Source organism: Burkholderia sp. ABCPW 111 (genome assembly GCF_000773065.1).
Taxonomy (GTDB): Bacteria; Pseudomonadota; Gammaproteobacteria; order Burkholderiales; family Burkholderiaceae; genus Burkholderia; species Burkholderia savannae.
In genome coordinates, this window is the sequence record NZ_JPWT01000076.1 from 1 (window position 1) to 18,769 (window position 18,769).

The 18,769-nt window shown below is 67.8% G+C and carries 14 protein-coding genes; 9 read left to right on the forward strand and 5 right to left on the reverse strand.

Annotation, left to right across the window (positions count from 1 at the left end):
* Positions 1 to 484 precede the first annotated feature (484 nt).
* Positions 485 to 1,114 carry a glutathione S-transferase family protein gene (locus X946_RS17035; RefSeq protein WP_038749728.1) on the forward strand — a complete coding sequence of 210 codons (630 nt, stop codon included), beginning with the start codon at positions 485 to 487 and terminating at the stop codon, positions 1,112 to 1,114.
* 449 nt (positions 1,115 to 1,563) lie between these two features.
* Here the strand turns inward: X946_RS17035 and proP are convergent, their stop codons facing one another.
* On the reverse strand, positions 1,564 to 3,048 hold the full coding sequence (gene proP, locus X946_RS17040) for a glycine betaine/L-proline transporter ProP (RefSeq protein WP_038749730.1): 1,485 nt from the start codon (positions 3,046 to 3,048) through the stop codon (positions 1,564 to 1,566).
* Between the two features lie 531 nt (positions 3,049 to 3,579).
* On the opposite strand from proP, the gene X946_RS17045 reads away from it, so the two are divergent.
* A complete protein-coding gene (locus tag X946_RS17045; protein ID WP_038749732.1) occupies positions 3,580 to 3,912 on the forward strand; it encodes a YnfA family protein in 333 nt (110 codons plus the stop codon).
* 653 nt (positions 3,913 to 4,565) lie between these two features.
* Here the strand turns inward: X946_RS17045 and dnaQ are convergent.
* Genes dnaQ through X946_RS17065 form a run of 3 tightly spaced genes read right to left on the reverse strand, consistent with a single transcriptional unit; the run spans position 4,566 to position 6,600 of the window.
* Positions 4,566 to 5,288 (reverse strand): DNA polymerase III subunit epsilon, encoded by a 723-nt coding sequence (gene dnaQ / locus X946_RS17055; RefSeq protein ID WP_038749736.1) that lies wholly within the window; start codon positions 5,286 to 5,288, stop codon positions 4,566 to 4,568.
* Positions 5,289 to 5,344: 56 nt separating this feature from the next.
* Complete coding sequence (rnhA, locus tag X946_RS17060) at positions 5,345 to 5,791, reverse strand: ribonuclease HI (protein WP_038749739.1); 447 nt, start codon at positions 5,789 to 5,791, stop codon at positions 5,345 to 5,347.
* Entirely contained in the window at positions 5,788 to 6,600 is an 813-nt protein-coding gene (locus tag X946_RS17065; protein ID WP_038749742.1) for a class I SAM-dependent methyltransferase, read from the reverse strand. Before X946_RS17065 ends, rnhA begins: the two co-directional genes overlap by 4 nt.
* A 20-nt stretch (positions 6,601 to 6,620) precedes the next feature.
* Here X946_RS17065 and gloB point away from each other — a divergent pair, with 20 nt between their 5' ends.
* From gloB to X946_RS17080, 3 genes are all read left to right on the forward strand, one after another.
* The gene (gloB, locus tag X946_RS17070) at positions 6,621 to 7,427 is read left to right on the forward strand and encodes a hydroxyacylglutathione hydrolase (RefSeq protein WP_038749744.1); all 807 of its coding nucleotides are present in this window, start codon (positions 6,621 to 6,623) and stop codon (positions 7,425 to 7,427) included.
* Between the two features lie 153 nt (positions 7,428 to 7,580).
* Complete coding sequence (locus tag X946_RS17075; protein ID WP_038749844.1) at positions 7,581 to 9,167, forward strand: transglycosylase SLT domain-containing protein; 1,587 nt, start codon at positions 7,581 to 7,583, stop codon at positions 9,165 to 9,167.
* 150 nt (positions 9,168 to 9,317) lie between these two features.
* Positions 9,318 to 10,547 (forward strand): MFS transporter, encoded by a 1,230-nt coding sequence (locus tag X946_RS17080; protein ID WP_038749748.1) that lies wholly within the window; start codon positions 9,318 to 9,320, stop codon positions 10,545 to 10,547.
* Between the two features lie 146 nt (positions 10,548 to 10,693).
* On the opposite strand, the gene X946_RS17085 is transcribed toward X946_RS17080, so the two are convergent.
* Positions 10,694 to 11,836: a DUF6670 family protein gene (locus tag X946_RS17085; RefSeq protein ID WP_038749751.1), complete on the reverse strand. Its 1,143-nt coding sequence runs from the start codon at positions 11,834 to 11,836 to the stop codon at positions 10,694 to 10,696.
* A gap of 228 nt (positions 11,837 to 12,064) precedes the next feature.
* Here X946_RS17085 and X946_RS17090 point away from each other — a divergent pair, with 228 nt between their 5' ends.
* The 4 genes from X946_RS17090 (at position 12,065) to carB (ending at position 18,661) form a co-directional block, all read left to right on the forward strand.
* Positions 12,065 to 13,087 carry an AraC family transcriptional regulator gene (locus tag X946_RS17090; RefSeq protein WP_038749754.1) on the forward strand — a complete coding sequence of 341 codons (1,023 nt, stop codon included), beginning with the start codon at positions 12,065 to 12,067 and terminating at the stop codon, positions 13,085 to 13,087.
* A gap of 407 nt (positions 13,088 to 13,494) precedes the next feature.
* Positions 13,495 to 14,640, forward strand: a complete 1,146-nt coding sequence (carA, locus tag X946_RS17095) for a glutamine-hydrolyzing carbamoyl-phosphate synthase small subunit (protein WP_038749758.1) — start codon at positions 13,495 to 13,497, stop codon at positions 14,638 to 14,640.
* 31 nt (positions 14,641 to 14,671) lie between these two features.
* Positions 14,672 to 15,343: a leucine efflux protein LeuE gene (gene leuE, locus X946_RS17100; protein ID WP_038749760.1), complete on the forward strand. Its 672-nt coding sequence runs from the start codon at positions 14,672 to 14,674 to the stop codon at positions 15,341 to 15,343.
* Between the two features lie 51 nt (positions 15,344 to 15,394).
* Complete coding sequence (gene carB, locus X946_RS17105) at positions 15,395 to 18,661, forward strand: carbamoyl-phosphate synthase large subunit (RefSeq protein WP_038749763.1); 3,267 nt, start codon at positions 15,395 to 15,397, stop codon at positions 18,659 to 18,661.
* Positions 18,662 to 18,769: the final 108 nt, after the last annotated feature.

The following is an 18,769-nucleotide window of genomic DNA, read 5'->3' on the forward strand; positions in this document are numbered from 1 at the left end:
CACGCCACACGCCACACGCCACACGCCACACGCCACACGCCACACGCCACACGCCACACGCCACACGCCACACGCCACACGCCACACGCCGACCGCGCCGCGCGAATCCGGTTCCCGCATTTCACGAGCGCCCGCTAGGGCCCGTTCCCGCTAATAACGGGCTTGCGCTGGCCGCCAGAAGGGCCGATCGCAAGGATTGCGACGAAGCGAATACTCGACGTATTCGCGAGGAGCATGGCGCAGCGATCGGCCCTTCTGGCGGCCAGCCCCTCGACGGATTTTTTTGATCACGGGAACGTGCCTTTGCGCCCGCATGGCGGCGTCGTTCGTCGTTGCAATAGCGACCGCTATTGCGCCTCCTCGCTCCTTGCCCTGCGGGCGCAAAGGCACGTTCGCAAGCCCGTTATTAGCGGAAACAGGCCCTAGGCGAAGCGGGCGCGACGCGCTAAAGTCGACGCTCCCCACGTCAAGCGGAGCATTACCGATGAAGCTGATTGGCATGCTGGATTCCCCATTCGTGCGGCGCGTTGCGATATCGGCGAAGCTGCTCGGTTTGCCGTTCGAGCACCGCTCGATATCGGTGTTTCGCCAGTTCGACGAGTTCAAGTCGATCAATCCGCTCGTGAAGGCGCCGACGTTCTTCACCGACGACGGCACGATGCTCGTCGATTCGTCGCTGATCGTCGATTACCTCGACCGGCTCGTCGCGCCGCAGCGGCGGCTGATGCCCGACGATCTGCCGGCGCGCGTGCGAGCGCTCGAGCTCACCGGTCTTGCGCTCGCGGCGGCCGAAAAGACGGTGCAGGTTGTCTACGAGCATGGCCTGCGGCCGGGCGACAAGCAGCATCAGCCTTGGCTCGACCGCGTGCTCGGCCAGCTCGACAGCGCATACGGCGCGCTCGACGCGCGCATCGCGGGCGCGGGCGGCTGGCTCGTCGGCGAGCGGATCACTCAGGCGGACGTGACGGTCGCCGTCGCGTGGCGCTTCACGGCGTTCATGAAGCGCGATTACCCGGACCTCGCGCGCATCGATCCGGCGCGCTATCCGGCGCTCGCTGCGCTGTCCGCGCGCGCGGAGGCGCTGCCGGAGTTCGAGAGCACGCCGCTCGATTGAGCGGCGCGAGCCGCGGCGCAATCGGCTTCCCATACGTTGCGTGATGCTTGATGCGCGACGCGGCATCCTGAACGCGGACTGCGGACTGCGGACTGCGGACTGCGGACTGCGGACTGCGGACTGCGAATGGCGGATCACCAACTACCGATAACCGACTACCGATAACCGACTACCGATAACTAGTCACTAGTCACTAGTCACTAGTCACTAGTCACTAGTCACTAGTCACTAGTCGCCGGTGACCGGTCACCGGTCGCGGCTCACCGATCCGAATGGCGCCCGGCCAGCCGGAATCGAGCGCCGCGCGGAACGCCGCCGATTTCGGCAAGCCGGCTGCCGCCGCGCGCAAAAAAACAGAGGCGGTCTCGCCACGCCGCCCGGGCGTCGCGAAACCGCCTCCGCGGTTCGTCATCGAAGGGCGCGCCTCCTAAGCGGCCGCGCGACGATGCTTACGCACGCAGCGCGGCGGCGGGCGCGTAGCCGCCGTCGTCGCGCTCGGCCGCCTCGCGGCGCTTGATTTCTCGCGCGAGCGCATGCGCCTCGCGGTGCGACGCGACGGCGGGCGGCGAGCCCTTGAGCGGCTGGCGCGCGCTCTCGGGCAGCGCGAGCACCGAGATCGCGCCGATCACGGCGGCGCCCATCAGGTAATACGCGGGCATCATCAGGTCGCCCGTCGCGTCGACGAGCCACGCGGCCGCGAGCGGCGTCGTGCCGCCGAACAGCGACACCGATACGTTGAAGCCGATCGCGAGCGCGCCGTAGCGGATCTCGGTCGGAAAGAGCGCGGGCAGCGCCGACGGCATCACGCCCGTAAAGCACGACAGCAGCGCGCCGAGGATCAGGAGGCCGCCGAACACGAGCGACGTCTCGCCCGTGCGGATCAGGAGCAGCGCCGGAATCGCGAGCGCGAAGAGCCCGATGCAGCCGGCGAGCATCACCGGCTTGCGGCCGATCGCGTCGGACAGCCGGCCCGTCGCGAGCGTCATCGGCATCATCAGCACCATCACGATCAGGATCAGCACGAGGCCGTGCGCCTCGTCGAAATGCAGCGTCGAGGACAGATAGCTCGGCAGATACGACAGCGCCATGTAGTCGGCCACGTTGAAGATCAGCACGAGGCCGACGCACAGCAGCAGCGCGCGCCAGTGACGCACGAGCTGCCGGCGGAAATGCGCGTTCGGCACTGCCTTGTCCTGCGCTTCGCGCGCTTCGGCCTGGCGCTTGAACGCGGGCGTCTCCTCGAGCTTCATCCGGATGTAGAGGCCGATCAGGCCGAGCGGGCCCGCGATCAGGAACGGCACGCGCCAGCCCCACGACAGCAGCGCGTCGTGCGACATCGACGCCGTCAGCAGCGCGACGACGCCCGCGCCCATCACATAGCCGATCAGCGTGCCGAACTCGAGGAAGCTGCCCATGAAGCCGCGGCGCTTGTCGGTCGAGAACTCGGCGATGAAGGTCGCCGCGCCGCCGTATTCTCCGCCCGTCGAGAAGCCCTGCACGAGGCGCGCGACGAGGAGCAGCGCGGGCGCGAGGAGGCCGATCGAGTCGTAGCTCGGGATGAGGCCGATCGCGAACGTGCCGACCGCCATCATGATCATCGTCATCGCGAGCACGCGCTGGCGGCCGATGCGGTCGCCGAGCGGCCCGAACACCATTCCGCCGAGCGGGCGCACGAGGAACGCGGCGGCGAACGTGCCGAACGTCGCGAGCAGCTGCGCGGACGGGCTGCTCGACGGGAAGAACACCTGGCCGAGCGTGACGGCGATGTAGCTGTAGACGCCGAAGTCGAACCATTCCATCGCGTTGCCGAGCGCCATCGCGCCGACCGCGCGCTTCAGGAGCCCTTGGTCGACGACGGTGATCTCGTGGGGGGCGGCGGACGCGCCGTCGGCGGACGCGATTGACGAGGAAGACGGGGCGGATGTTGCAGTCAAGGTCGAAAACTCCTGTGACGGCGGCCGAATCGCGCGAGGGGACGCGCGGTTCGCCACGGTTTGCCGGAGAGTGCGGTTCGCGATCGAACGAGGGTCGCGAGCGTGAAAGGGCGCATGAAGCGCTTAATCCGAAAGGAAGCCGATCCGGCGCGGACCCGATGGTCGTCGCGCACTCGCACTCGTGAGAAAGGCCGCCGTACGGGGACGGTCGGCCAACCGGCGCATCGCGTGGCGCTCGCGGCCGGCTGAATACCCTTCAAGGGCGTTGAAACGAAAAAAGCGGCCCGAAGGCGTGCTTTCTTGTGAGCGAAATTCCGGTCGATCCACTGCGGCGCAACGCCGAACGGCCGGGCGACCGAAATAAATGGCAGACGTAGACTGTTGAAAGAAGTGACATATTAGCACGATGGCGGAGGATCGTGCAAATTGACGTGCGGGCGCCGGTTTCTCCGGCGTCGGCTCGGGTATGATCGCGCTCGTTGCCGCGGCGTTGCGCGGCGTTTTCGACCCGCGCGTTGCGCGCCTCCGGACATGCTCCCACTCGCGAAGATCGCCGCGCTTTTCGTATTGACCGCTGTCGCCGAGATCGTCGGCTGCTACCTGCCGTGGCTCGTGCTGAAGGCCGGCAAGCCGGCCTGGCTGCTCGTGCCCGCGGCGCTGTCGCTTGCGCTCTTCGCGTGGCTGCTGACGCTGCATCCGGCCGCCGCCGCGCGCACGTACGCGGCGTACGGCGGCGTCTACATCGCGGTTGCGCTCGCCTGGCTGCGGATCGTCGACGGCGTGCCGCTGTCGCGCTGGGATGCGGCGGGCGCGGCGCTCGCGCTCGCCGGAATGTCGGTGATCGCGCTTCAGCCGCGCGGGTGAGGCCGGGGCGATGCGGCGGTGCGCGCCGGTTCGCGTCGCAGCGGGCGGTGCGGGCGATGCGGCGGCGAAAATCCGGGCGGTGCGGGGCGCGGTCTCCATGATCGGCGCGCGCCGACGGCCGGCGAGCCGCGCGGCGGCCGGGGCCGAGCACGGCGAGCGTCGACTAATCGCACGTGCGCATGATTCGGCCGAGCGGCGTTCGTTGGCCTGGGCGATTGCGCCGTCGCGACGGCGCGCCGCGCACATTTCCGGCTGATGGTCGATCGAACGTCGCGTGAAGTCGGGCGTCCGCCGCGCCGCGTGCCGCGCGGCGGCCGTCCGTCCGGAGAGCGGCCGATCGCGATTCAAATCGATTGCGGCGAGATTCGATTGTGGCCAGGTTCATCGTCGAGCGCGCGGCCGGCGGCGTGCGGCGGCCATGCGGGCTCCGATGATTCGCATGCGGCGCCCGACCCGCGGTGGCACATGAACGTGGCGCTGGCGCCGTGCGGCTCGCCGCGCCCTCGCGGCCGCGGATCAGCGGCAGATACCGCGCCCTGCGGCGCGGCCACGCACGCGTCGGCCGGGACGCGGAAAGGCTGAAAAGCCCAAAAGCCCAAAAGCCCAAAAGCCCAAAAGCCCAAAAGCCCAAAAGCCCAAAAGCCGAGACGCCGTCAGGCTTCGCCGGGCGTTTCCTTGCGCCACACGCACGCGCCCTTGACCGATTTGTCGAGCGCATCGAGCTGCGCTTCGTGCTCGGCGAGCTCTTCGTCGGTCGCGGCGAGCACCGGCAGGTCGAGCCCGCTGAACGCCATCCTCGGCTCGTCGCCGTTGCGGTGCTTGTCGCCGGCGTCGTCGAGCATGTCGATGACGAGGCTCTCCTGTCCGCGGGTCATCGCGAGATACACCTCGGCGAGCAGCTCCGAGTCGAGCAGCGCGCCGTGCAGCGTCCGGTGCGCGTTGCTGATGTCGAAGCGGTCGCACAGCGCGTCGAGCGAGTTGCGCTTGCCGGGGAACATCTGCTTGGCCTGCACGAGCGTGTCGATCACGCCCGCGCAGTGCTCGGTGAAAGGCGGCAGGCCGAGCAGCGAGAACTCGGCGTCGAGAAAGCCGACGTCGAACGGCGCGTTGTGGATGATGAGCTCCGCGTCGCGGACGAAGTCGCGCAGCTGGTCGACGATTTCCGCGAACTTCGGCTTGTCGCTCAGGAACTCGGTCGTGAGCCCGTGTACCGCGAGCGCGCCCGGGTCGCTGTCGCGCCCGGGGTTCACGTAGAAATGCAGGTTGTTGCCGGTGAGCCGGCGATTGAGCAGCTCGACGCAGCCGACTTCGATGATGCGGTCGCCCGCGCGTGCGTTGAGGCCGGTGGTTTCGGTATCGAGAATGATCTGGCGCATGTCGGAAAAACGGATGTCGGGTCAGTCGGGGAGCGAACAAGGGCGCGCGAGCCGGCTCATGCCTGCTCGAGCGATTCGACGCCGCGGTTCGCGAGCGCGTCCGCGCGCTCGTTTTCCGGGTGGCCGGCGTGCCCTTTCACCCAGCGCCATTCGACGTCGTGCTGCGCGACGAGCGCGTCGAGCTTCTGCCAGAGGTCCGCGTTCTTCACGGGCGTCTTCGCGGCCGTGACCCAGCCTTTCTTCTTCCAGCCGTGAATCCACTCGCTGATGCCCTTCTGCACGTACTGAGAATCGGTGTGGACGACCACCTTGCACGGGCGCTTGAGCGCCTCGAGCGCGGAGATCACCGCGGTGAGCTCCATCCGGTTGTTGGTCGTGCCGGCTTCGCCGCCGAAAAGCTCCTTCTCCTGCGTGCCGTAGCGCAGCAATGCGCCCCAGCCGCCGGGGCCCGGATTGCCCTTGCAGGCGCCGTCGGTATAGATGTCGATGGTTTGCAACGTCATGAATGTTCTTGGTGAGTGGTCGGGGTGGCGGCGGGCGTGAGGCCCGGCGCGAGCACCGGCTTTTTCATCTTGATCGGACCGACGAGTCGCATCCCGCGCACGCGCTTGATCGCCGTCACCATGTAGACGGCGCCGAAGATCGGCCACCAGCGGTCGCCCGCGGCCTCCATGAACGCATAGCGGGACAGCCACTTGTCGGTGGCGAGGGGCGGCCGGTAGCAGCCGAAGCGGCCGCGCTCGAGATCGAAGCCGAGCAGCTTGATCCAGTCCTTCAGCCGGATGAACGTGATCTGGTCGCGCGTCGCGGGGACGAACGGCCGGCTCGCCATCTTGCCGACCGATTGCCGCGCGCCCCAGAGGCTCAGCGAATTGAAGCCGGTGATCACGAGTTGGCCTTCCGGCATCAGCACGCGTTCCGCCTCGCGCAAGAGCCGGTGCGGATCGGACGTGAATTCGAGCGTGTGCGGCATCACGATGAGATCGACGCTTTGCGACTCGAACGGCAGGTCGAGCAGGTCGCACCACACGGTGCTGCGCCCGGCGGGCGCATGCTCGGCGCTGTGCGCCTCGCGCGCCCACGGGTAGTGATAGGGCGCGCTCGCGCCGCTCGCCGGATCGAGCACGAGGCCGCGGCACGGCATGCGGTTCTCGCGCAGCGCGTCGAGTTGCGGCAGCCCGAGCTGCAGCGCGTGGAAGCCGAACACGTCGGACACGGTGCGGTCGAGCTGCGCTTGCTCCCAGCCGAGCACGTAGCGCCCGGGCGGGGAGTCGGTCCAGGCGGGCCAGTCTATAATCGAACGGTCAGACATATCTCGGTGGTTGCGCGCCCATGAACGAGCTGGAATACGTGCCGGTGCCGGCATTCGACGACAACTACATCTGGCTCGTGTCGGACGGCAGCGATGCGGTCGCCGTCGATCCGGGCGAAGCCGCTCCGGTGCGCCGTCATCTCGACGCGCGAGGCTGGCGGCTGACCGCTATTTTACTCACGCACCACCACGGCGACCACGTCGGCGGAGTGGCCGAGCTGCTCGCGACCGCGCGCGAAGGCGAGCCGGTCGCGGTATTCGGCCCTGCGCACGAGGCGATCGAGCACGTCACGCGCCGCCTCGCGGGCGGCGAGCGCGTGCGCATCGGGTCGCCCGAGCTCGAATTCGACGTGATCGACGTGCCGGGCCACACGCGGGGCCACATCGCGTACTTCCAGCCGGCGGGGCGGGCGAATGCCGCGCCGCACCTCTTTTGCGGCGATACGCTGTTCTCGTGCGGCTGCGGCCGCCTCTTCGAGGGCACGCCCGCGCAGATGCTCGCGTCGCTCGACGCGCTCGCGGCGCTGCCGGGCGACACGCGCGTGCATTGCGCGCACGAATACACGCTGTCGAACATCAAGTTCGCGCTCGCGTGCGAGCCGGACAACGCGGCGCTCGCCGCGTGGCGCGACGAAGCGCTCGCGCGCCGCGCGCGCAACGAGCCGACGCTGCCGACGACGATCGCGCACGAGCGTGCGGTGAACCCGTTCCTGCGCGCGGACAGCCCGTCGATCCGCGCGGCGCTCGAAGCGCAGCTACACGAGGCGGTGCCGGACCGGCTCGCCGCGTTCGCGCTGATGCGCGAGTGGAAAAACCGTTTTCGTTGAACCCTGGGAGCGATCGGGTCAAGCTCAAGCGGAATCTAGGGAGTCGGCCCCAAATACCCGATTTAGCAGGTTTTTTCGGCCTTTTTGTTGACGCGAAGCACGCACTTTCGTACTATCGCCTGCAATTTCCAGCTGTTGGAAGCCGAGATTTTCATGCGATTCCTCCTCAGTGCGCTGTTGGTCCTCACGCTCGCCGCCTGCGCGGGCACGGGACCGACCGCCCAAAATCCCGCGGCCGCCGACCCGCAAGCCGCTTCGGATTACTTGCGCAAGTCCGCCTCCGCGAAAGAAACCGTCGACGTCGACAAGCAATCGGTCGGCGATCTCACCACCGCCGACAGCGATCTCTGGGCGCGCATCCGCCGCGGCTTCCAGATGCCCGACCTGCAGAGCGACCTCGTCGACATGCAGGCGTCGTGGTACGCGCAGCGTCCCGACTACGTGCAGCGGATGACCGAGCGTTCGCAGAAGTATCTGTACCACATCGTCGAGGAGCTCGAGTCGCGCCATATGCCGACCGAGCTCGCGCTGCTGCCGTTCATCGAATCGGCGTACAACCCGCAGGCGCTGTCCGTCGCGAAGGCGGCGGGGATGTGGCAGTTCATGCCGGCCACGGGGCGCACGTACAACCTCAAGCGCAACATGTGGCAGGACGAGCGGCGCGACGTGCTCGCGTCGACGAGCGCCGCGCTCGACTACCTGTCGCGCCTGCATGACATGTTCGGCGACTGGTATCTCGCGCTCGCCGCGTACAACTGGGGCGAGGGCAACGTGCAGCGCGCGATCGCGCGCAACCAGGCGGCCGGCTTGCCGACCGACTACCAGAGCCTGCGGATGCCGAACGAGACGCGCAATTACGTGCCGAAGCTGCAGGCGGTCAAGAACATCGTGATGAACCCGCAGCAGTTCGGCCTCGCGCTGTCGGAGATCCCGAACCACCCGTATTTCGTGACGGTCACGACGTCGCGCGACATCGACGTGACGGTGGCCGCGAAGCTCGCGAACCTGCCGCTCGACGAATTCAAGTCGCTCAACCCGTCGTTCTCGAAGCCGGTGATTCTCGGCGCGACGCAGCCGCAGATCCTGCTGCCGTTCGACAACGCATCGGCGTTCGAGAAGGGCCTGAAGTCGTACGGCGGCCAGCTGTCGTCGTGGACCGCATATACCGTCACCGAGCGTTCGCGGCCCGCCGCGATCGCGGAGAAGATCGGCGTCGACGCGGACACGCTGATGCAAGTGAACAAGATTCCGGCCGGCATGCGGCTGAAGCCCGGCTCGACGATCGTCGTGCCACGCACCGACGACGACGACGAGGACATCAGCGCCGACGTCGCCGAGAACGGCGCGCTCGCGATGGAGCCGGACGTGCCGGACACGCGCAAGATGCTGATTCGCGTGCGGCGCAAGCAGTCGATGGAAGCGCTCGCGAGCCGCTACGGCGTGTCGGTCGCGCAGCTGCGCGCGTGGAACCGCACGCGCCGCGCGGTCGTGATGCCGGGCCAGACGATGGTGCTGCACGTGCCGGTCGGCCGCGCGGTGCCGGCCGAGCCGGGTCCGGAGCGGATCGCGACGTCGGTGTCGGGCGGCCACATCGAGCGCGCGAGCCTGCATACGGGCGGCAAGGCGAGCCGCGGCCGCAAGGCGGCGCCCGTGGCGTCGAAGGCGCCGGCGAAGGCCGCGAAGAGCAGCGCGAAGGCCGCGCCCGCGAAGGCCGCGAGCCACAAGGCGAAGAAAAAGTAAGACGAAATGGCGTGCGCGCGGTGGGGGCTTTTCGGCCGCCGGCGCGTAATCGACTACCATCGCGCAACGCCGTCACCCGGGTGACGGCGTTTTCGTTTGTGCGCGCCGCGCCGTGGGTCCGCCGGCCGGCCGCTTCACCGGTGAAGTGTGATGTCCGTTGTGCAATTTCGCGTGTTCGCGCTGTTCGCGATCGGCTATTTCGTTTCATACGTGTTTCGCGGCGTGAATCTCGGCTTCGCGCCGCTCATCACGCGCGACCTCGGCTTGTCCGCTGCCGACCTCGGCCTGCTGACGAGCCTCTATTTCCTCGGCTTCGCCTGCGCGCAGATTCCGGCCGGCGTGCTGCTCGACCGCTACGGTCCGCGCCGCGTGAGCGCCGTGCTGCTGCTCGTCGCGGCGGCGGGCGCGTGGGTGTTCGGCGCCGCGCACGACATCGGCACGATGATGGCCGGGCGTCTTTTGATCGGCGTCGGCGTGTCGGTGTGCCTCGGCGGCGCGTTCAAGGCGCTCGCGCAGCACTTCCCGGTCGCGCGGCTGCCGCTCCTGAACGGCTTCGTGATGGCGGTGGGCGGCCTGGGCGGCGTTGCGGTCGGCTCGCCGCTCGAATGGCTGCTCGGCTTCGCCGGCTGGCGCGCGGTGTGCGCGGGGCTCGGCGCGTTCACGGTGGCGGTGGCGGCCGCATTGTGGGCGTTCGCGCCCGACGCGCGACAGAGCCGCCACGATACGAGTGTCGTCGAGCAATTCGCCGGCACGTGGCGAATCGTCACGAACCGCACCTTCTGGAAGATCGCGTCGTTCTCGGTCGTCACGCAGGGCGTGTTCTATGCGATGCAGTCGCTGTGGGTCGGCGCGTATCTGCGCGACGTGAGCGGCTTCGCGCCGCGCGATGCGGCCGCGCTCGTGTCGGTGCTCGGTTTCGCGATGATGGCGGGCTGCGTCGGTTTCGGCGCGGCGGCGCGCGGACTCGAGCGGCGCGGTGTGTCCCTCTACGCGTTCTGCGGCTTCGGAATGGCGCTCTTCGTCGCGACCCAGGTCGCGATCATGCTGCGTGCGCCGCTGCCCGCCGCCGTGCTGTGGGCCGCGTACGGGGTGTTCGGCGGCGTCGGCATCCTGAGCTATGCGGTGCTCGCCGAGTATTTTCCCGTGCATCTGATCGGCCGCGCGAACACGACGCTCACGCTCGTCATCTTCGTGCTGATCTTCGGCTTCCAGGTCGGGGTGGGCGCGGTGCTGTCGCATTGGCCGACGCATGCGGGGCATTATCCGGCGGCCGCGCATCTGAGCGCCTGGAGCGTGCTCGTCGCGCTGCAGATCGCGAGCGCGGTGTGGTACGTGCTGCCCGACCGCGCGCTCGACAAGCCGGCCCGGCACGCGGGCTGATGCGCGTGCCGCCTGCTGCGGGCCAAGCAGTGGGCATGGACCGCGCTACGCGTTGCCATTGCCGGCGCGGTTCGCCGCGTGACATACCGCATTGGCGAATGCGATGCCGCGGGCGGTCGCGCACCGTTGCCGGCGCGCGGAGCGCTTCAACTGCGCCGATCGACGTACTCGATGTACCCGCGCCCGCCCGCAGGGCGGCCGTCGCGCTCGCCTTCCCATCGATAGCCGCCGACATAGCCGGTGCCGATGCCGAACAGCATCGGCGTGTCGACCGTCGCGTCGATGGCGAACAGATTGCGGCCATGCCGGTCGCGCACGCGCCACGTGAACGTCTCGGGCAGTCTCATCTCGTTGCCGTCCGGCGCGACGGCCGGCCGCGCCTGCGCGCTCAGCACGCGGAAATGGACATCGGCGTCGAGCCGGTGTGCGCATTGGCCGACGACGCGCAGATACGCGCTCGTCAGCGCCGAATGGCCGTCGACCTGAATGTGCGCGAGCAGCAACTGCGTGTCGGCGTCGAGGTCGATCACCTGATAGCTGAACACGTTCCACGGCAGCTTCGCGGCTTTCGGGAGGAAGCGGTTGTAGAGCAGGTACGGCGACGTGCCGCGCGCGTATTCGTAGGTGCAGAGGCCGGACACGGTGATCGCTGTGCCGCCGTGCTCGATCGTGCCCCGATAGCGGGTGACGAGCGCGATGTGTTCGTAGAAGCGGCCTTTCGCGAACCATGTAACGTCGCCTGTCGCGGTGAGCGCCAGATCGACCGCGAAGCCGTCGCGGCGGCTTTTGAGCCGGAACTCCGGGTAGCGGCCGCTCAGTTCCAGGTCGCCGCCGAGGCGCAGCAGGCTGCCGTCGGCGTGCCACTCGGTGTCACGCGGTATCGAGTAGTGCGTGAAATGGCGATCGACGGCGGCCGCCGTGCCGTGCACGAGCGTCGCGGTTTGCAGCGGGCCGTCGCCCGGCGCGGCCGCGAAGTCGGTGTCGAACACGCGCATGCCGGCGCTGCCGAGGATGATCGCGGTGGCCATGAATTGATGCGGCGCGGGCAGGTCCGGAATCATGATCCCGTAATGCACGAGGCCGAATCGGCGTGCGCCGCCGTCCGGCGCGAAGGTCATCGGCACGGGCAGTCCGTGCTGCACGGATGGTTCGACCGGCCGCAGAATCTGCGTGGCGACTTTGGTGAACAGATAGCCGCGCAATCCTCGCCAGCCGCGGTGGCGATGTTTGCTGTCGATGAGCGGCAGGGCGGGGGTGGTGCCCGGGGGCGGGGCGAGGGGGGTGCTCATGTCGTCTCCTGTTTGTCGCGCGAGCACGGCGTTGGGTGCGCGTGTGTGGCGAAGCGCCAGCGGCTTCGCAGTCGTCGAATATGTCGCCGATGCGATGGCCGCGTACTCGGCCTCGCGACCGTGGCCGGCGAGCGGCGATCGCCGGTGATTGGGCGTGCGGGAAAGATCGCATTGAGCGTTACATTGTGCAATGGCATATTGGGCGCATTCCGAACATTTGAGGCCATCTTGACCGTCAAGCTCGCCCACTGGGATTTCGTCCGGCCTGTCGGGACGACGCGCGTGCTCGTCGACGTGGGAGTCGAGCAGGGGATGGCCGTCGACCGGTGCCTGGGCGGCAGCGGCATCCCCTTCGATCTGCTCGACAAGCTGGACGCCGCAGTCGCCGCCACGCAGGAACTGTGCATCATCCGCAATCTGATGCGGCTGCTGGGGCCGGACTTTCCGCTCGGCATCGAGATCGGCCGGCGCTATCACGCGACCGCCTACGGCGTCTGGGGGTTCGCGCTCATGAGCAGCGCGACGTTCGGCGAAGCCGTGTCGGTCGGCTTGCGCTACCTTCAATTGACGTCGACCTTCTGCGACATCCGGCCGACCGTGCGCGGCGAGGATGCGACACTCGTGATCGGCGATCGCGACCTGCCCGGCGACGTGCGCGACGTGCTGGTCGAAATCACGGCGGCCGCGCTGATCACGCTGCAATTCGATCTCGATGCGACGAACTTGCCGGTCAAGCGGCTTGCGCTCAAGATGGAGGCGCCGCCGTACGCGGACCGCTTCCGGGCGCTGTTCGGCGTGTCGCCCGAGTTTGGCGCGGCGGAAAACGCGTTGTCGGTCGACGCGCGTTGTCTGAATCTGACGCTGCCGCAGCGCAACGCGCTGACGCGGCGGCAATGTGAAGACGAATGCCGGCGCGTGCTCGAGCGGCGTCGTCGACGCGAGGGATGGGCGGGGCGCGTGCGCTGGCGTCTCGCGGGCGATCCGGCGCGCGGCCCGACGATGGACGTGCTCGCGGCCGAGTTCGGCGTGAGCGTGCGCACGTTGCGGCGGCGGCTCGCGGACGAGGGGACGGATTACGAGGCGGTTGTCGACGAGGTTCGCGAAACGCTCGCCGAGGAATTGCTCGTGACCACGACGCTCACCGTCGCGGAAGTGTCGGAGCGGCTCGGCTATTCGGAGCCGTCCGCGTTCGCGCGCGCGTTTCGGCGCTGGAAAGGGGTGCCGCCGAACGAATTCCGGCGGTCCGTGTGAAGGCATGCCGCGTGCGCGCCGCGGCGGTGCGCGGCCGATGGCCGGAATCGGCGGCGTTGCGGCCGATGTCGGCGCGGCCGTGGTTTCGGCGCACAGCCGCCCCGGCGGGCGCGAGCCCGCACGAAATGCGCCGATCGATTGAAGATAAGGCCAATTTCACGCTATAATTTGAAAGTTTGTGCTAATCAACCTCGCACCCTAGCGCCTACCTCCTTCATCCCGTTCGTCCGCCGCACGCCGCTTGACGCAGGCGATGCCGCGAAACCCGCGCCCGCGCGCGCCGTTTCGCGCTCGACCGCAAGCCCGCGCGCGCAAGCGCCCACGCGCGCCGTGATGCGTCACGCGGCCCGCGAGCGCGCGGCAGGATAGACAGGTCGGCGGCAAGGGTGTCCCCCAAGGAGCCCCCCGTGTTGCCGTCTTTTTCTCCCGCATTGCTCGCACTCGCCGACGGCACGGTCTTTCGTGGTTATTCGATCGGCGCGGCCGGCCATACGATCGGCGAAGTCGTGTTCAACACCGCGATCACCGGCTATCAGGAAATCCTCACTGATCCGAGCTATGCACGCCAGATCGTCACGCTGACCTATCCGCACATCGGCAACGTCGGCGTGAACGCCGAGGACGTCGAGGCGACGAAAGTCCATGCCGCCGGCCTCATCGTGCGCGATCTGCCCGCGCTCGCGTCGAACTTCCGGATGGAGCGCACGCTCGGCGATTACCTGCGCGACGAGGGTGTCGTCGCGATCGCGGGCATCGACACCCGCAAGCTGACCCGCATCCTGCGCGACAAGGGCGCGCAGAACGGCTGCATCCTGACGGGCTCCGACGACGAGGCGAATGCGATCGCGCTCGCGCGCTCGTTCCCGGGCTTGGCCGGCATGGATCTCGCGAAGGTCGTGTCGACGGCGAAGCCGTTCGAATGGAAGCAGACCGAATGGCGCCTCGGCAGCGGCTACGGGATGCAGGAGACGCCGCGCTACCGCGTCGTCGCGTACGACTTCGGCGTGAAGTACAACATCCTGCGCATGCTTGCCGAGCGCGGCTGCCACGTGACGGTGCTGCCCGCGCAGGCGAGCGCGGCCGATGCGCTCGCGCTCAACCCGGACGGCATTTTCCTGTCGAACGGCCCCGGCGATCCGCAGCCGTGCGATTACGCGATCGCCGCGACGAAGGAATTCATCGAGCGCGGCGTGCCGACCTTCGGCATCTGCCTCGGCCACCAGATCATGGGCCTCGCGGTCGGCGCGAAGACGCTCAAGATGAAGACGGGCCACCACGGCGCGAACCATCCGGTGAAGGATCTCGGGAACGGCCGCGTCGTGATCACGTCGCAGAACCACGGCTTCGCGGTCGACGCCGATTCGCTGCCCGCGAACGCGCGCGCGACGCACGTGTCGCTGTTCGACGGCACGCTGCAGGGCTTCGAGCTGACCGACAAGCCCGCGTTCTGCTTTCAGGGCCACCCGGAAGCGTCGCCCGGCCCGCATGACATCGGCTATCTGTTTGACCGCTTCACCGCGCTGATGGACGCGGCGAAGACGCGCAGCGCCTGAGCCCATCGCATCGATCACGGAGTCTCGCATCATGTTCGGCCACGCACTCGGTATCACGGATCTCTGGACCTACGTGTTCGGAGTAGTGTTCATCATTCTGCTGCCGGGGCCGAACTCGATGTACGTGCTGTCGCTCGCCGCGCAGCGCGGCGTGAAAACCGGCTACCGCGCCGCGTGCGGCGTGTTTCTCGGCGACGCCGTGCTGATGGTGCTGTCGGCCGCGGGCGTCGCGTCGCTGCTGAAGGCGAACCCGCTGCTGTTCTCGGTCGTCAAGTACGGCGGCGCCGCGTACCTGCTGTACATCGGCGCCGGCATGCTGCGCGGCGCGTGGCGCAAGCTCGCCCGGCCCGCCGACGCCGACGCCGACGCCGGTGCCGACGTGCAGCGCGCGGTCGACGGCGAGCGGCCGTTTCGCAAGGCGCTCGTCGTGAGCCTTCTGAATCCGAAGGCGATCCTGTTCTTCATCTCGTTCTTCATCCAGTTCGTCGATCCGACTTACGCGCATCCGGCGCTGTCGTTCGTCGTGCTGGGCGCGATCGCGCAGCTCGCGAGCTTCCTGTATCTGAGCACGCTGATCTTCACGGGCGCGCGTCTCGCCGATCATTTCCGCCGCCGCCGCAAGCTCGCGGCGGGCGCGTCGGGCGGCGTGGGCGGCCTGTTCGTCGGCTTTTCCGTGAAGCTCGCGCTCGCGACGATGAGCTGAGCGCCGCCCGTCGTTCGCGCATCAACGATTATTTTTTGAATCTCAAGAGCCATGCCAAAACGCACAGACATCAACAGCATCCTCATCATCGGCGCCGGCCCGATCATCATCGGCCAGGCGTGCGAGTTCGACTATTCGGGCGCGCAGGCATGCAAGGCGTTGCGTGAGGAGGGCTACAAGGTCATCCTCGTCAACAGCAATCCGGCGACGATCATGACCGATCCGAACACGGCGGACGTCACGTACATCGAGCCGATCACGTGGGAAGTCGTCGAGCGCATCATCGCGAAGGAGCGCCCGGACGCGATCCTGCCGACGATGGGCGGCCAGACCGCGCTCAACTGCGCGCTCGACCTGCATCACCACGGCGTGCTCGAGAAGTACGCGGTCGAATTGATCGGCGCGTCGCCCGCGGCGATCGACAAGGCCGAGGACCGCCAGAAGTTCAAGGACGCGATGACGAAAATCGGCCTCGGCTCGGCGAAGTCCGGCATCGCGCACTCGATGGAAGAGGCGCTCAAGGTGCACGCGGACATCGCGGTGGCCACGGGCGGCAGCGGCTATCCGGCCGTGATCCGTCCGTCGTTCACGCTCGGCGGCTCGGGCGGCGGCATCGCGTACAACCGCGAGGAATTCGAGGAGATCTGCAAGCGCGGCCTCGACCTGTCGCCCACGCGCGAGCTGCTGATCGAAGAGTCGCTGCTCGGCTGGAAGGAATACGAAATGGAAGTCGTGCGCGACCGCGCCGACAACTGCATCATCGTCTGCTCGATCGAGAACCTCGACCCGATGGGCGTGCACACCGGCGACTCGATCACGGTTGCGCCCGCGCAGACGCTCACCGACAAGGAATACCAGATCCTGCGCAACGCATCGCTCGCGGTGCTGCGCGAGATCGGCGTCGACACGGGCGGCTCGAACGTGCAGTTCGCGATCAATCCGAAGGACGGCCGCATGGTCGTCATCGAAATGAACCCGCGCGTGTCGCGTTCGTCGGCGCTCGCATCGAAGGCGACGGGCTTTCCGATCGCGAAGGTCGCGGCGAAGCTCGCGGTCGGCTACACGCTCGACGAGCTGAAGAACGAAATCACGGGCGGCCAGACGCCGGCGTCGTTCGAGCCGACGATCGACTACGTCGTCACGAAGATCCCGCGCTTCGCGTTCGAGAAGTTCCGCGAAGCGGATTCGCGGCTGACGACGCAGATGAAGTCGGTCGGCGAGGTGATGGCGATCGGCCGCACGTTCCAGGAGTCGTTCCAGAAGGCGCTGCGCGGCCTCGAGGTCGGCGTCGACGGCCTCGACGAGAAGACGACGAGCCGCGACGAGATCATCCGCGAGATCGGCGAGCCGGGTCCGGACCGGATCTGGTACGTGGGCGACGCGTTCCGCGTCGGCATGTCGCGCGAGCAGATCTTCGAGGAGACGGCGATCGATCCGTGGTTCCTCGCGCAGATCGAGCAGATCGTGCTGAAGGAGAAGGCGCTCGCCGGCCGCACGCTCGCGAGCCTGACGAAGAACGAGCTGCACTACCTGAAGCAGGGCGGCTTCTCCGACCGCCGCCTCGCGAAGCTGCTCGGCGCGACGCCGGAAGACGTCCGCAAGCGCCGTCTCGAACTGAACGTGCGCCCGGTCTACAAGCGCGTCGACACCTGCGCGGCCGAGTTCGCGACGAAGACGGCCTACATGTACTCGACCTACGAGGAAGAGTGCGAGGCGCAGCCGACCACGAACAAGAAGATCATGGTGCTGGGCGGCGGCCCGAACCGGATCGGCCAGGGCATCGAGTTCGATTACTGCTGCGTGCACGCGGCGCTCGCGATGCGCGAGGACGGTTATGAAACGATCATGGTCAACTGCAATCCGGAAACGGTGTCGACCGACTACGACACGTCCGATCGCCTGTACTTCGAGCCGCTCACGCTCGAGGACGTGCTCGAGATCGTCGACAAGGAAAAGCCGGTCGGCGTGATCGTCCAGTACGGCGGCCAGACGCCGCTGAAGCTCGCGCTCGATCTCGAGGCGCACGGCGTGCCGATCATCGGCACGTCGCCGGACATGATCGACGCGGCCGAAGACCGCGAGCGCTTCCAGAAGCTGCTGCAGGATCTCGGCCTGCGCCAGCCGCCGAACCGCACCGCGCGCGCCGAGGGCGAAGCGCTCGCGCTCGCCGACGAGATCGGCTATCCGCTCGTCGTGCGGCCGTCGTACGTGCTCGGCGGCCGCGCGATGGAAATCGTCCACGAGCCGCGCGACCTCGAGCGCTACATGCGCGAGGCGGTGAAGGTGTCGAACGATTCGCCGGTGCTGCTCGACCGCTTCCTGAACGACGCGATCGAGTGCGACGTCGACTGCATCTGCGACGGCGACGCCGTGTTCATCGGCGGCGTGATGGAGCACATCGAGCAGGCGGGCGTCCACTCGGGCGACTCGGCATGCTCGCTGCCGCCGTACTCGCTGTCAAAGGAAACCGTGGCCGAGCTGAAGCGCCAGACGGGTGCGATGGCGAAGGCGCTGAACGTGGTCGGGCTGATGAACGTGCAGTTCGCGATCCAGCAGGTGCCCGCCGACGCGAATTCGGCGGACGGTTCGAAGCAGGACATCATCTACGTGCTCGAAGTGAACCCGCGCGCATCGCGCACGGTGCCGTACGTGTCGAAGGCGACCAGCCTGCCGCTCGCGAAGATCGCGGCGCGCGCGATGGTCGGCCAGAAGCTCGCGCAGCAGGGCGTGACGAAGGAAGTGGAGCCGCCGTACTTCAGCGTGAAGGAAGCGGTGTTCCCGTTCATCAAGTTCCCGACCGTCGATCCGGTGCTCGGGCCCGAGATGCGTTCGACGGGCGAAGTGATGGGCGTCGGCACGACGTTCGGCGAAGCGCTCTTCAAGTCGCAGCTCGCGGCGGGCTCGCGCCTGCCGGAGTCGGGCACGGTGCTGCTGACCGTGATGGATGCGGACAAGCCGAAGGCGGTCGAGGTCGCGAAGATGCTGCACGACCTCGGCTATCCGCTCGTCGCGACGCGCGGCACGGCCGCCGCGATCGAGTCGGCGGGTGTGCCGGTGAAGGTCGTGAACAAGGTGAAGGACGGCCGTCCGCACATCGTCGACATGATCAAGAACGGCGAGATCGCGCTCGTGTTCACGACGGTCGACGAGACGCGCGCGGCGATCGCCGATTCGCGTTCGATCCGGATGAGCGCGCAGGCGCACAAGGTCACGTATTACACGACGATGTCCGGCGCGCGCGCGGCAGTGGAGGGCCTGCGCTATCTGAAGAACTTGGAAGTCTATGATTTACAAGGCCTGCACGCTCGCCTAAACTAAGCCTCCAGTTACCTGTCGAAGCAATACGTGCCGCGATTAAGCGGCGTTTCCGATGTTTCGGAAATGCGCTTAATCGCGGTGATTTTTTTTATAGCCGTTTTAGCTATT

Coding starts and splice junctions, on each gene's coding strand:
- X946_RS17080 (WP_038749748.1), top strand. CDS start 9,318: ATGTCCGTTGTGCAATTTCGCGTGTTCGCGCTGTTCGCGATCGGCTAT.
- X946_RS17045 (WP_038749732.1), top strand. CDS start 3,580: ATGCTCCCACTCGCGAAGATCGCCGCGCTTTTCGTATTGACCGCTGTC.
- gloB (WP_038749744.1), top strand. CDS start 6,621: ATGAACGAGCTGGAATACGTGCCGGTGCCGGCATTCGACGACAACTAC.
- X946_RS17035 (WP_038749728.1), top strand. CDS start 485: ATGAAGCTGATTGGCATGCTGGATTCCCCATTCGTGCGGCGCGTTGCG.
- X946_RS17085 (WP_038749751.1), bottom strand. CDS start 11,836: ATGAGCACCCCCCTCGCCCCGCCCCCGGGCACCACCCCCGCCCTGCCG.
- rnhA (WP_038749739.1), bottom strand. CDS start 5,791: ATGACGTTGCAAACCATCGACATCTATACCGACGGCGCCTGCAAGGGC.
- carB (WP_038749763.1), top strand. CDS start 15,395: ATGCCAAAACGCACAGACATCAACAGCATCCTCATCATCGGCGCCGGC.
- dnaQ (WP_038749736.1), bottom strand. CDS start 5,288: ATGCGCCAGATCATTCTCGATACCGAAACCACCGGCCTCAACGCACGC.
- leuE (WP_038749760.1), top strand. CDS start 14,672: ATGTTCGGCCACGCACTCGGTATCACGGATCTCTGGACCTACGTGTTC.
- X946_RS17075 (WP_038749844.1), top strand. CDS start 7,581: ATGCGATTCCTCCTCAGTGCGCTGTTGGTCCTCACGCTCGCCGCCTGC.
- X946_RS17065 (WP_038749742.1), bottom strand. CDS start 6,600: ATGTCTGACCGTTCGATTATAGACTGGCCCGCCTGGACCGACTCCCCG.